Source organism: Calditrichota bacterium, assembly GCA_013112635.1.
Taxonomy (GTDB): domain Bacteria; phylum Calditrichota; class Calditrichia; order Calditrichales; family J004; genus JABFGF01.
In genome coordinates this window covers 21,090-35,663 of sequence record JABFGF010000008.1, presented here as the reverse complement: position 1 = coordinate 35,663, position 14,574 = coordinate 21,090, and the positions used below count along the sequence as shown (strand labels likewise).

The 14,574-nt window shown below is 37.5% G+C and carries 11 protein-coding genes; 9 read left to right on the top strand and 2 right to left on the bottom strand.

Annotated features, from left to right (window positions below):
- The first annotated feature begins 55 nt into the window (after window positions 1-55).
- The 6 genes from HND50_18065 (at window position 56) to HND50_18040 (ending at window position 7,902) form a co-directional block, all read left to right on the top strand.
- The gene (locus HND50_18065; GenBank protein NOG47153.1) at window positions 56-1,648 is read left to right on the top strand and encodes a PHP domain-containing protein; all 1,593 of its coding nucleotides are present in this window, start codon (window positions 56-58) and stop codon (window positions 1,646-1,648) included.
- A 16-nt stretch (window positions 1,649-1,664) separates the two neighbouring features.
- Window positions 1,665-2,984, top strand: coding sequence for a BamA/TamA family outer membrane protein (locus HND50_18060; protein NOG47152.1), 1,320 nt, complete (start codon window positions 1,665-1,667; stop codon window positions 2,982-2,984).
- Between the two features lie 34 nt (window positions 2,985-3,018).
- Entirely contained in the window at window positions 3,019-3,903 is an 885-nt protein-coding gene (locus tag HND50_18055; GenBank protein NOG47151.1) for an alpha/beta hydrolase, read from the top strand.
- 164 nt (window positions 3,904-4,067) lie between these two features.
- A complete protein-coding gene (locus HND50_18050) occupies window positions 4,068-5,153 on the top strand; it encodes a histidinol-phosphate transaminase (protein ID NOG47150.1) in 1,086 nt (361 codons plus the stop codon).
- 132 nt (window positions 5,154-5,285) lie between these two features.
- Complete coding sequence (rpoN, locus tag HND50_18045) at window positions 5,286-6,755, top strand: RNA polymerase factor sigma-54 (protein ID NOG47149.1); 1,470 nt, start codon at window positions 5,286-5,288, stop codon at window positions 6,753-6,755.
- A gap of 70 nt (window positions 6,756-6,825) precedes the next feature.
- Complete coding sequence (locus tag HND50_18040) at window positions 6,826-7,902, top strand: alkaline phosphatase (protein ID NOG47148.1); 1,077 nt, start codon at window positions 6,826-6,828, stop codon at window positions 7,900-7,902.
- Window positions 7,903-7,975: 73 nt separating this feature from the next.
- Here HND50_18040 and HND50_18035 read toward each other — a convergent pair whose 3' ends face one another.
- Window positions 7,976-9,283 (bottom strand): hypothetical protein, encoded by a 1,308-nt coding sequence (locus HND50_18035; GenBank protein ID NOG47147.1) that lies wholly within the window; start codon window positions 9,281-9,283, stop codon window positions 7,976-7,978.
- Window positions 9,276-11,213 (bottom strand): hypothetical protein, encoded by a 1,938-nt coding sequence (locus tag HND50_18030; GenBank protein ID NOG47146.1) that lies wholly within the window; start codon window positions 11,211-11,213, stop codon window positions 9,276-9,278. Before HND50_18030 ends, HND50_18035 begins: the two co-directional genes overlap by 8 nt.
- Before the next feature lie 450 nt (window positions 11,214-11,663).
- Here HND50_18030 and hslV point away from each other — a divergent pair, with 450 nt between their 5' ends.
- The 3 genes from hslV to argF are packed head-to-tail and all read left to right on the top strand — an operon-like array spanning window position 11,664 to window position 14,571.
- Window positions 11,664-12,209, top strand: coding sequence for an ATP-dependent protease subunit HslV (gene hslV, locus HND50_18025; protein NOG47145.1), 546 nt, complete (start codon window positions 11,664-11,666; stop codon window positions 12,207-12,209).
- A 49-nt stretch (window positions 12,210-12,258) separates the two neighbouring features.
- Window positions 12,259-13,617, top strand: a complete 1,359-nt coding sequence (hslU, locus tag HND50_18020; protein ID NOG47144.1) for an ATP-dependent protease ATPase subunit HslU — start codon at window positions 12,259-12,261, stop codon at window positions 13,615-13,617.
- 39 nt (window positions 13,618-13,656) lie between these two features.
- On the top strand, window positions 13,657-14,571 hold the full coding sequence (argF, locus tag HND50_18015) for an ornithine carbamoyltransferase (GenBank protein NOG47143.1): 915 nt from the start codon (window positions 13,657-13,659) through the stop codon (window positions 14,569-14,571).
- The last annotated feature ends 3 nt before the right edge of the window (window positions 14,572-14,574 follow it).

Sequence of the window (14,574 nt, the reverse complement as noted above, 5' to 3'; positions counted from 1 at the left end):
TTTATTATCGGGAATTGACCTCGAACGGCAACTCAACACAGCTAAAGAAATAGATATGAATTTATTGTTACCCTCTATCGGCTATGCCTCTACTTTTTACCGCTTTAAATATTTTTTTAGCTACCTCAAAAAACGGCACCCGCAATTTGTGGCCGATGTGCCTCACAGAATTAATAAAAATAATTCGCTGCCTATTCTTATTATTATAAAAGATGCCAATCATTTTCCTTGCGAGCTTATTGATGTTGAAATATTTGTTGACAAAAAATCAATTCAAATCAGTAAAATAAACAAAAAAATTACAACAAATTATTGGGATCAGGTTTTAAAAATTGATGTTTCAAAATATGAAACCGGTTTTCATAAAATTGACATTAAAATATCTTACAAGTTTAAAGATAAGATTTTCAATTGTTATAATGACAACTACCGCACAACTTCGCATGATGCTTTCCCGGTTTATTTTAGTAATTCTGATTTGCCTGTTATAGATGGATTTGTTGGCGGAGATATGCACAGCCATTCCAACAATACGGATGATCAGATTGAATTTGGAGCATCGCTTAGTGCAACCTTGGAAATGGCAGACGCCCTTGGATTGAGTTATTATGCCGTTACCGATCATTCTTATGACCTGGATGATTATCCTGATAATTTTTTAAAAAATGATCCAAAACTTGAAAAATGGCATTCTTTTCAAAAAAATGTTCAAACCATAAATGAACAGGATAATAATGTAATGATAATTCCCGGTGAGGAAGTCAGTGTTCGGAATTCTCAAAATAAAACGGTGCATTTACTTGTTTATAATGATAAAAAATATTTCCCGGGATGTGGTGATAGCGGCGAGAAATGGTTTCGCTATTTCAGCGAACTTTCAATAGATGATGTGCTAAACAATTCTTCTGAACAAAGTTTAATTTTTGCATCCCATCCAGCCGACCGGGTTCCTTCTGTACATCGGTTTTTATTAAACCGTGGGCATTGGTCGCAGCAAGATGCCTCCGATGAAAGACTTTGCGGTGTACAAATTTTTAACGGGCACGGTACTAATAAAATAGATGATGCCATTTCCTTTTGGAAAACTTTGCTTTTAAAAGGTCAGAAAAGTTTTCTGCTTGCCGGCAATGATGGACATGGCAATTTTGGCCGCAACCGTTATCTTTCAATTCCCTTTGTTAAAATCAACGAAAGCTATACACAGCTTTTTGGCAAATGGCGCACAGATTTGTTTTTGGGTAAAACAAGCAAAACAGTTAACAATATTATTGAATTGCTAAAAAATGGAAATTACTCGGCCAGTAACGGGCCAGCTGTTGATTTTCAAATTTTTGACGATAAGAAAACTGTCATTAATATGGGCCAGGAGTCAAGTTTAAAACCGGTAGCCGGAAAACTCACAGCAAAATCCAGCCGGGAATTTGGCGGGCTAACTAAAATTGTTATTTACCAGGGACAATTAAATTCCGGCCAAGAAGAAGTCCATTTGACAAAAGGGCTCAATAAAGATATTTTCGAACTAAATTTTGATTTTGATATTAAAGAAAACACATCACAATTTTATATGCGTGCCGAAGTGCAGAGCAGCGGGCCAAAAGGAGAGCATTTTGCTTTTACAAATCCCATTTGGTTTAGGCCGCTAAAATAGATTTTAGGAGTTATTGTTGAAAATTATTATTTCAGTTCTATGTTTTACTGTTTCATTGTTTGCCCAGGATTTTAATAACAAAAAAATTACAACGATTTTAGTGGTAGGTAATGACGATACACATGAAGATGTAATTAAAAGAGAAATTCTTTTACAGCCTGGTGATTCTTATAGCGACTCATTACGTGTTTTGTCCGAGAAACGGGTTAGCAACTTATTTTTGTTTAACCATGTGGAAATTATCCCTATTCCGGATGAGCACAATTTGTCTCTCCTGGTCAACGTAACAGAGCGATTCTACTTATACCCTTTTCCTGCTTTTACAATTGAAGACCGCGATTGGGATAAGCTCACTTATGGATTTGGTCTTGCCCACCTAAATTTTCGCGGACGTAACGAGAAACTTATTGGCAAAGTTTTATTTGGCTACAGACCCGGATTTCAATTGGAATATTACAATCCTTGGATTGGTGAAAAAAACCGTTATACCAGCGATATAATAATCCATAAATACAGCACGCTTCATAAAACTCTGGATCTGGATGAAGAGCATCTTGCAGTAAACTGGGTTCTTGGAAGATACTGGTCTCGGCATTTTTCAACTTATGTCGGGTTCTCATTCGATGATGTAACTGTTCCAAAAAAATGGGCCACTGATTCGACAAATGCATTCAGTTATTCTATGATTTCCGGTAATCGGCAAGAAACATTTGCAGGAATAAATTTCACAATAGCATACGATAATCGTGACCTGATTGCTTACCCAGCCGTAGGTTGGTATACACGTTTTTCATATATTAAAAACGGTTTTTTTGAACCAAAAATTGATTATTCAAAATATATCTTTGATGTTCGCAGATACCAGACATTTGGAAAAGTAACTTTTGCCGGACGGATTTATTCATCGCTTACAAGTGGTGATTTACCACTTTACCGTCAGGTTTACTTTGGATTTAAAGAAAGAGTTCGTGGTCATTTTTCAGAAGTAATTGGCCCTTCGCGGCAATCCTTGTTAACCAATTTCGAAATGCGCTTTCCCATTTTACCAATAAGACATATTAGTCTGCCGTCCTCTTTTATGCCGGAAAGTTCCACTCAGAATCTCCAATTTGGACTAAATGGCGCCTTGTTTTTTGATTCCGGTATAACCTGGTCAGAAAAAGATCAGCCCAATCAAGGCATTTTAAAAAAAGCGTTTGATATCAACGATTTTATATCTGGTTTTGGAGCGGGCTTACATTTCAGACTGCCGTACATTGAGGTTGCGCGTCTGGAAATGGGCTTTGATGAAGATTTTAATTCTGAATTTATATTTGAGGTTAGTACTGCGTTGTAATATTTTAGATAAGCATAGTCTTAAATAGAATTGCATGATGACGCGCCCCATTAACAAATTTTCTCACCCAATACGAAGAGCCAAGACTGCTATTGGTGACAACCAAATCTCATATCTTTATATTGATCAAAACTTTGACAACCCAATAATATTTTTACATGGCATCCCGTCCAGCGCAGAATTGTGGCGTGAAATTATGGTATTGACCAGCAAGGATAATTTTGGTGTTTATGCGCCTGATCTTGCCGGATATGGAAAAACACGTTTGCCTAAAGATGGTGATTATTCATTAGCAGGTTCTGCAGAATTAATAGCAGAATGGATTAAAAAAAAATTTGGTAAAGCTGTCTGGATAGTTGGCCACGATATTGGTGGTGCTGTTGCCCAGATTTTAGCGGTTACCAATCCCGAACTTGTAAAAAGACTCACACTATGCAACTCTCCAATGGCTTCATCATTCCCGGTATTGCCTGTAAAAATTTTTAAAGCCCTTGCCAAATTAGGGCTATACACCCCAATCGCAAAAGCAGGTCTTGTACCAAACCCATATACCATATCCAAAATGAAAGCCGGTTTTTTTGACTCTGATATCCTCTCAAAAGAAAAAATAAAGCAAATATTCTGGTCAGAAAAACTATATAATGAAGAAGGCCGGAGACAGTTTTCCCGGCACCTAAAAGCCCTGAATAATAAAAAAAGCTGCCAGGTTGCAGACAGCTTTAGTAATCTTTCAATACCTGTTCAATTAATTTGGGCTAAAAATGATCACTACCAACCATGGCAAAAAGTGGGCACCAAACTGGAAAAAGCTATTCCAAACACCACAACTTTTCTGATTGAACAGGCAGGCCATTATTTACCCATTGAAAAACCCGCAGAATTTGCAAACGCCCTGGTTCGTTGGCATGATTCTATTTAGCCTAGAATAATATTCCTCTCTAAAAAATATTAATGAATTAATGCTACAGTTTTAACATTTTTTCCCTTAAGTTTAATATCTCAATTATATCTATTTTAAAGTTCATAGCACTCAGATTGAATTATTGAGCGTTTAAGAAATTTATAATTTGTATGGAGAACAACATGCCGTTAGTACCACAACATATAAAAGACCTTGTCCCTTATAAAGCAGGCAAATCAATTGAAGATTTAAAACGAGAATACAAACCAAAAAAAATTGTAAAACTGGCCTCCAATGAAAATCCAATGGGCCCTTCCCCAATGGCTGTTAAAGCTATGCAAGATTCATTAACCGCGTTGCACCGCTATCCCAATCCGGCTTCGCTGGATTTGCGTTCTGCTTTAGCAAAGCGTTTTGATGTGAAGGTCGATCACGTTATTACCGGGCATGGTTCAGAGGGAATTATGTCGTTGATTATGCGTACTTTTATGCTGGATGATGAAGAGGCACTAACATCAGAAGGCACATTTATCGGGTTCAAAGTATTAGCTCAATCTCGTGGAATTAAACTGCGAATGGTACCTTTAAAAGATTATCGATTTGATTTAGATGCTATTGCTGAAAATATTAATGACAAAACCAAAATAATCTATCTGGCCAATCCCAACAATCCAACCGGAACAATTTTTACAGTGCGTGAATTTTTAGAGTTTAAAGAAAAAGTACCGGATAATGTTTTGATTATTATGGATGAGGCATATTTTGAATTTTGTTATGAAAACCCGGTTTACCCGGACTCAATGAAGTACCGTCTTGATAATGTGATTACATTAAGGACTTTCTCCAAAGCTTATGGATTAGCCGGAATCCGTATTGGATATGGTTTTGCCCATGATCAGCTTATCTGCAATTTAATGAAAGTTAAACTCCCATTTGAACCAAGCATTCCAGCCCAAGCCGCAGGATTAGCTGCGATGGAAGATCAGCAATTTCTTGAAAAGTATCTTAAACTCAATTTAGACGGGATTCAGTTTTTTTATGATTTGTTTGATAAACTTGGAATTCGATATATAAAAACACATGCAAATTTTGTGACCATTATTTTTGAGAATGAAGATATTGTTAACAAAGTAAATGATAAACTTTTAAGAAAAGGCGTTATTGTCCGCCCGTTAAAAGCGTTTGGATTACCAAATTGCATTCGCGTAAATACCGGACTGATGGAGGAAAATGAATTTTTCTCGGAAAACTTTAGAAATGTTATTTAGCAATCGGGATTTAAAACCAATTATTTTTACATTAAGTAAAACTCCGCTTGACTACATTTCTAAAAAGTTCTAATATTGCTACATAAATCATGCCAAAACAATAATTACGATTTACAGGATAAAAAAAGAATAATGAGTGGGATTTATTTAGGACAGTATCTTAAACTAGAACAGAAGCTGACACCACAGCAGATTTTATTATCTACTCTTTTGCAGTTGCCTATGCTTAGCCTGGAGCAACGAATAAAAAGTGAGCTTGAACAGAATCCGGTTTTGGAAGAAGGTGAAGATGATCCGGACAGCCTTGAAGAAACCATTGAAGCCAATGATGATGAAATTGAACAGGTTGAAGAGGAATTAAAGCTTCATGAGCAGGAAAAAAATAAGGACGAATTTGATAAGGAAGAGATAAAAGAAGCGCAAGATGATACAGACATCGAAAACTTGTTCAAAGATGAAGATACATTTGAAATAAAAATCCCCAAGGATAAAAATACTGAAGAATTTGAACGCCCCGAAGTAAGTCAATCCAGCCTGCACCAGCACCTTCTCGATCAATTCCATACATTAAGTTTACCAGAGTTGGAATATAGTATTGGCGAGCATTTAATCTGGAATATTCGCGATGACGGATACCTTGACACTAATCTGGATTTTATTCAATTAACTGAAGATTTTGAAATAGATATTGATGTTGTTGAGAAAGTCTTAAAACATATTCAGCATCTTGAACCGGTCGGAATTGGTGCAAGAAACTTAAGAGAATGTCTTTTAGCGCAGCTTGAAGAACAACTTCTACCAGATCCGATGGCTATTAGTATTATTAAAGATAATTTTGAAGATTTTAAGAACAGGCGTTTTGACAAATTGATGCAAATACTTGATGCGGATAAAGAACGTTTGCAGGAAGCCATTGATGAAATAAAACAGCTAAATCCAAAACCGGGTCGTGAACTTTTTGAAACACAAACTAATTATATTACTCCGGATTTTGCAGTAGAAAAAGTTGAAGGCCAGTTTGTTGTTTCTTTAAACGATTGGAATATCCCTCCATTGAGAATTAGTAATACATATAAGAATATGTTACTGGATAAAAAGAATACTGATACAGAAACACGCAGTTATATCCGCAAAAAAGTTGAGAATGCACGTTGGTTTATCACATCAATCTATCAAAGAAAAATGACCATGATGAAAGTTATGGAAGCCATAGTTAGCAAACAGATTCAATTTTTTGAAAAAGGACCGGATTTTATTGAACCCCTGATAATGCGCGAAATTGCTGAAATTATTAAAATGGATATTTCAACGGTCAGCAGGGTTTCCAATGGGAAATATGTTCAAACAGATTATGGCGTTTTTGAATTAAAATACTTTTTTAATGAGCGGATTGAAAATGAAGACGGTGAAGAAATTGCCACCCCAAGAATAAAAAAACGTATCCAGGAAATAGTCGATAAAGAAGATTCCAAAAAACCGTTTAGTGACGACAAATTATCCGCAATGCTTAAAACTGAAGGCTTTCCTATCGCGCGCAGGACAGTTGCAAAATACCGTGAGCAATTAGGTATCCCTGTTGCCAGAATGCGAAAAGGAATGTAACACTAATCCAACCAAACCAATAAATATACCCAACTTATACATCAGGTTAACAAACAAGGTGCTTACTCAAATGACAAAACCTCTGCTTCTGATTCTATTCTTGTTTTTCTTTTCCTGCAACACTTCAAATAAAGAACAGGCCCCAAAAAACATCATTCTTTTTATTGGTGATGGAATGGGTCTATCGCAAATTTCAGCTTTAAAAACAGTTACCGGTCAGCCCAATTTGGCACGTTTTAAAACAGTGGGTTTCTTAACAACTCACTCTGCGGATGAGTATGTAACAGATTCTGCAGCTGGTGCCACTGCCATGGCAACTGGCCAAAAAACAAATAATTATTTTGTAGCGTTATCACCAGAAAAAAAACCTTTAAAAACAGTTATTGAATATGCTGGGGAAAAAGGTAAGGCTACCGGACTTGTTGTCACATCCGGAATTAATCATGCCACACCGGCCAGCTTTGTAGCACATGTTGATGACCGATGGAAATATAATGAAATAGCACGGCACATTGCAGATGCAAGTGTTGATGTCTTAATTGGCGGAAGATTGGGTAATTTTCTACCGCAAAGCCATGACAGCAGCTTGCGCGAAGATGATTTGGATCTTTTAGGACAGCTTCAAAAGAAAATGAAAGTTGTGACTTCAGTAAAAACATTTAAGGAACTTACCAACGAAAGAACGCTCGCCTATCTCTATTCAAAGGAAAGCCCTAAAAAAGCCGGCCAAAGGCCTCTGACCTTAAAAGAAATGACCAAAAAGGCAATTGAGGTATTATCCCAAAATGAAAACGGTTTTTTCCTCATGGTTGAAGGTTCACAAATTGATTGGGGTGGTCATGATAATGATCATGATTACATCATATCAGAAATAGTTGAGTTTGACGAAGCCGTTGGGAGCGGATTGGATTTTGCATTAAAAAATGAAGAAACTTTAATTATTGTAACTGCTGATCATGAGACAGGTGGGTTTGCACTAGTAAATGGTTCTGTGGAAGAAAAAATCATTTCCGAAGCAGCTTTCACAAGTACACACCATACAGGAACCATGGTGCCAATATTTTCATATGGACCACAAGCTGAAATTTTTGGCGGGATTCATGATAACACATTTGTTGGGAAGAAAATTATTGAATTTAATAGGTAGATAATAAAAAAACCTGCGAGGTTTTGAATCCTGGCAGGCTTTAAATTAAATTTAGTAGGATTATTATTTAGGACTAAAATCCAAATTTAAAATCAAAGGCAAAATAAGCTCCATTGGAATATGTTGGCCAAAGAGCCTCGCGCATGGCATAGGCCAGATTAAACTCAAAAACATCAAAATCTAACCCGCCTCCAAGAGCAAACAAAAATCCATCCCTGCCGCCAACAGTTAAACCGGACCGTAGTGGCAACCAGGGTATCGGCCTATATTCTGCGCCAACTCCAAGTTGTGGTGTAAACACATTTCCAAAATCCTTAGAAAGTCCCTGCTTCCACTGAGCAGTCAAATCCAATTCATCAATTAATTGATAATGTGCACCAAAAATCAGGTTAACCGGAAGAGATGTACTAAACGAACCAACATCCCTGGTCGTGTCAGTTTCCGTAGAACGGTCTACATTGTCATCATCAAATAAAATTGAATCAGAAGCGCTGAATTGTATTACAGCAGTATTAACATCCCAATCTATTGAAGCAAAAATGTTTTCCAACATTACAGAAAAATGCCAGTCGTCATCGTAAACAGCAGAAGCTGCAAGGTCAAATCCCATTCCTCCACCGGCACTAACACCGCCATTTGGATAGGCGCGACGTGTTTTAAAATTTACTCTTTGATAAGCCCCTTCTTCTTCAGTGCCATCAGCCATTTCTTCAAATCTTTTTATATGCATATCAGAATCTAATACTTCCAATACTCCAATCCCGGAGTAATAATTTAATTTTGCCGCGACTGAAATATTGTCGATATCGAATTTTCTTATTTTGGCTTTCAACAAATGTGCATATGAAAATGAGTATTTTACTGCAGAATAGAAAGATCCGGTCGCAAAACCTGGTTCTTTGAATTGATAATTCGGAGTAAGATCAAGCTCAATAAGTGCAGCTTTAAGGGTTTGAGTTGGTTTCAGGGTTACACCACCACTTACAAGCAAATCAATTCCAAAGCCAAAATTATTATACGCCATCGAAAAAATATTCATATTTACATCAGCGTTGACGTCCAAACCGTCATCAGCAAAAAAATCAATAATCGAGTTTTTGTCATTTAAATCCCACTCGCCTTTATTGCCTTCTTTTGTGAAATACCGATTATAATCATTTATGGAAATCGAACTATTCGAAATAGCAAACAATGGAGAAATAAATTTAAGCTCCACTCTATTATTAAAACCAAGGTTGGCTGGATTCACACTAAAAGCATCCACGCCTTTACTATATGAAAGAAAATTGTTTCCCAGGGCCAATCCTGTTGCATTAAAGTTTTGGGCAAAGGCAGCGCTGGAAAGGATTAATATCATTCCAAGTTTTATTAAACTATTCATCTGAGTTTACCCTTACTTTAATATCAATAAATCCGCCATATTTAAGAAGATCATGTTTCCTGAAAGTCACTGCCTTTTCATTGGCATTTATTTTTATCACTGCACCATAATAAATTGGCTTTGTATTAAATATTTGGAGTTGCTGTTGAGAAAGGCCAAGTTTAATTGGTTCATTAGCGGGCAGAGTAACCAGCCCATTTTCATCTGTTTCACCGGGGATAAGATCTGCAGAAATTATTACTTTTTTTGTTGAATCGAGAATGGTCTCATCGTAAAGAGTTGTAGAATCGGCAGCAAGGAAAAACTTAAAGCTGGCACCAAGCGGTAATCCGTTTTCTGTGTTGATATGAATAAAGACATCATTTAAATCTTCAGTTATTCCTTCACGAACATCATCCTCAAGGTCATCTGCAGCAATTGAATCCTTATCTGTTTTGATTGAGATATCTTCATCAATTTTTACTTTCAAAGGCGATTCAATGGAGTAATCAGACCAGATGGCATCAGAGGTTGCCACACTACCCGACCCATTTATTAATGCTGAGCCTTCCATTTTTATGGATGTCGGCAAAATGGCCATCAAATCAACAATGTTACTGTTATCCTTATTCAAAGTTATAACAGTCAATTTCTGATTGTCGCTGTTTCCTGCGAAAAGGGTTTCATCTACATTTAAAACAACCTGTTTATTATCTCGAGTATTGATACCGGTCAAAGTCAGGTCTAAGTCTACATCAAAATTTATTTGGTTATAAAAGTTGAGAGTAAAAACAAGATCCGGCAATTTAAAAGAACCGTCAAGATCAGTCAGGTCAACCAAATCTTCCTGCTCAACAGGATCAATATCAATTTTCACATTGGAGACACTTCCTTCGAAATAGGACACAAAAGTTGAATCCATGGTCATATCGACAACAATATCATCGGTAGAACTGACGGTTGCAAAACCATCACTTGGGTGGGTTGTGGCTGTTATTTTATAAGCAATTTCATCAACCGCGGCACCTGGTGTTAAATGGTTTTTTATTGTAAAACCTTTTATATCGATTTGTTTTACGGTTGCTTGATTTGCGAACAGGTCAACATTTACAGTTTTAGGTTGGTCAAGGTCATCAACCATGGTTAAAATCTCAATAACCAGGTCAGAATTTATCTCAAGGTTATTCTGGATGTTTAGCGTTAAACCACCTTCCCTGATTTTTGCCAAAGTGACTGTTTTGTCTTCAGTATTTATTGGCGAGGTGTCTTCCCTTTCCACAATTTGTTCAGGGATTTCTGCTGTTGCGCTGCTTACATCAATTGCAGAAAGAACAACTTCAGTTGTAAAACTGCTTTCCAGATCACTTTGTTTTATCGTGTGCACCGTATCAGTTCCGGTAAACGGAATGGAATAATTCAAAATAAATGTGTTGGAGAGTGTTTGATCATCCAGGTCCAGAGTTGAACTTTGTTTTGAAGTTCCCGGAGATATTTTTTCTGAGAAAAGAAATTGTCCAATCAATAAGGTAGAAACGCTGTCAAAAACTGAAACAACCAGGCCGGAATCGATTTCCAAAATTAGGTTGTTATGAAAAACCAGATGCATTTGTCCAGTCTCAATTACAACGCGTTCAAAAGAATCAAACTTAACATTATTACCGGGTGGTTCTATTGTTACAGAATCAAAAGGTGGAATTTGGTTTCCTGCGGGAGGCAGGTCCGGGAATAATTCTAATAATGTAACATCGGGTGTATTTTGTGGAGATGGGGCATCTAAACTAATTGTGCCCATTGTCTCAACAATCTGATCATCATCTGATTTAAAAGCCAGGTCATCCTCGCTGATGGCTTGTGGTTCTGTACTATCGGAAATTGAAACGTAAATAAGTGTATCGCCGAGTGTGCTGTTTAAGCTGTCTTTGAATGAACTTTCGGTCAGTACTTCGCTCATTGAAAATTGATCTTCCCGGAAATGGAGTTTAACTCGTGTGTCCCAGGCTGGGAGATAAGGTTCGTTTATTGTGCAGGAAAATATGAGTAAAGTTATGACTAAAAGGAATATTCTTGGGATTAATTTCTGTAGCATAATTCCTTTCCATTTTTTATGGCATCCACATGTTCGGTTAAAATGTCTAAATCCTAACCAATAAAACATAATTATGTCAAAATAGTGGACGGATTCTGCCTATAAAATGAGCATGCGCACACAAAATGAAAAAACACTGCACCCTAAGTTTCGTTAAAAACATTAAATTTCAAATCTTGCCGTACAATAGATTGCTGTTTTTTATGTTAGATCTAAGGTTTTGTATTTAACTTTTTTCACAAAATATTGTATATTCCTCAATTATTATATTTTGATAAGATTGTTTGAACGTATTAAAACAAAACCAGGAAAATTATGCAGCACTCTGAAAACACATTTTATGCAACAACCATTTGCGGAATTAGGCACAAGGATAAAGTTGCGCTTGCCGGCGATGGACAAGTTACTCTTGGCAATACTGTAATGAAACATTCGGCACGAAAAATTAGGCGCTTGTACAATGACAAAATTATTGCCGGGTTTGCTGGCGCTGCCGCCGATGCTTTTACTCTTTTTGAGAGATTTGAGGAGAAGTTGGAACGCTATTCCGGCAATTTACCAAAATCAGCCGTAGAGCTTGCAAAAGACTGGCGGTCCGATCGCTACTTGAGAAGGCTTGAAGCTTTGCTTATAGTAATGGATGACAAAAATACTTTTATCATTTCCGGCACAGGCGATATTATTGAACCCGATGATGGCATTGCTGCAATCGGTTCCGGAGGCTCCTATGCATTAGCTGCCGCTCGTGCAATGGTCAAATATTCAAAACTTTCTGCCGGAGAGATTGCAAAAGAAGCCTTACAGGTTGCGGCGGATATTTGCATTTATACAAACACTAATATTGCTGTAGAGGAATTGTAAAAAAAGGCGATAAAGAAAAACTTAGACAGAAGACAAAGATTGGAATTGCATGAAAGAATTAACACCAAAACAAATTGTAAACGAACTCGATAAATACATCATCGGCCAGGATGCTGCAAAAAAAATGGTGGCTATTGCTTTGCGAAACAGATGGCGCCGCCAACAGGTAGCCGGTGATTTAAAAGAAGAAATAATGCCCAATAATATTATCCTGATTGGTGCAACAGGAGTTGGAAAAACTGAAATATCGCGCAGATTAGCTAAACTGGCCGGCGCTCCATTCACAAAAATTGAAGCATCTAAATTTACAGAAGTTGGCTATGTGGGCCGGGATGTAGAATCCATTATCCGTGATTTAACAGGCATTGGCGTACAAATGGTCCAGGAAGAACAAACTGCCAAAGTAGAAGATAAAGCAAAGGAACATGCCATCGAACGTATCCTTGATTTATTGTTGCCACCAATCTCCGCTAAGAAAAAACCGGTTGGTGAGATGGATGAATCGGATCAACTTGAATTGCGACATGAACGCACACGGGAAAAATTGCGCGCTCAATTTTTAGAAGGAAAGCTGGATGACCGCTCTGTTGAGATAAATATCCCCAGTGAAAATATGCAGATGATGCAGGTTTTCTCGCCGATGGGTATGGAAGAAATGGGCATGAACTTACAGGAAATGTTTGGCGGGATGATGCCAAAAAAGGTTAAAAAACGGAAAACTACAGTTAAAGAAGCTTTTATCGTTTTAACCCAGCAAGAAGCACAAAAATTAATCGATATGGATGAGGTTGTGCGCAAAGCCATCGACCGTGTTCAAAATTCCGGTATCGTTTTTATTGATGAAATCGATAAAATTGCCGGTGGGTCCAGTGGAAAACATGGACCGGATGTATCGCGAGAAGGTGTTCAACGCGATATGTTGCCAATTGTTGAAGGAACGTCGGTAACAACTAAATTTGGCGTTGTCAAAACTGACCACATTCTTTTTGTTGCGGCTGGGGCTTTTCATGTCAGTAAACCATCAGATTTGATCCCGGAACTACAAGGACGTTTTCCAATCCGTGTTGAATTAACCAGCCTTAAAGAAGAAGATTTTGTAAAGATTTTAACAGAACCTAAAAATGCATTAATTAAACAATACCGTGCCCTGCTCGAAACTGAAGGTGTTGATCTAACTTTTAAAGCGAGCGCTATTAAAGAGATTGCACATTTAGCTGCTGTGGTTAATACACGTGCCGAAAATATTGGTGCAAGGCGCTTACATACTATTCTCTCTTCACTGCTGGAAGAAATTCTTTTTGATGTACCAGATATCCAGATGGACAAAATCTCGCTTGATGCAAAGATGGTAAAAGAGAAGTTGAAAAATATTGTAGAAGATGAAGATTTGAGTAAATATATTTTATAGGAATAACGGAAAAAAGAAACAAAAGTATTTGGAGGAAAAGTGAACAAGGATTTTATTTCAATCGCAGATTATTCTCGTGAAGAGATTGAACACATTTTTGATGTAACCAAAGATTTAAAAGACAAAACCAAAGCAGGCACTGAACATCACGTGTGTGAGGGCAAATCCATGTCGATGATTTTTGCCAAACCATCAGCACGTACGCGAATTTCATTTGAGACCGGAATGTACCAGCTTGGCGGCTATGCATTATACCTTTCACCCAATGACATTGGCATTGGCAAACGTGAAGCCGTAAAAGATATTGCACAGGTTGTTTCCCGTTATAATGATGTAATTATGGCGCGCCTGTTTGAGCATGCCCACATGGTTGAAATGGCCAAATTTGCTTCTGTACCTGTAATAAACGGCTTAACCGACTATAACCATCCCTGCCAGATTATGGCGGACATTTACACAGTAAAAGAACACAAAGGAAGGCACACAGATCTTAAGATTACATATATCGGAGATGGAAATAATATTGCCAATTCATGGATCAATCTTGCAGCTAAACTACCTTTGCACTTAGTGATTTGTTCACCGGGTGGTTATGAGCCTGATCCTGACACACTTGAATATGCACGGAATGAAGGAATTAGTACAGTTGAAGTTTTAACAGATCCTGTTGCGGCGGTTAAGGATGCTGATGTGATTTATACGGATGTTTGGGCCAGCATGGGACAGGAAGAAGAAGCTGCTGAAAGACGTAAGATTTTTATGCCATACCAGGTTAACAGCCAACTTATGCAACACGCTCATAAAGATGCGTTGGTTATGCATTGTCTGCCTGCTCACCGCGGTGATGAAATTACCGATGAAGTAATCGATGGGCCACAATCCATTGTTTTTGATGAAGCTGAAAACCGAATGCATGTTCAAAAAGCAATTATTTCTGTTTTGTTAAACAAATAAGCT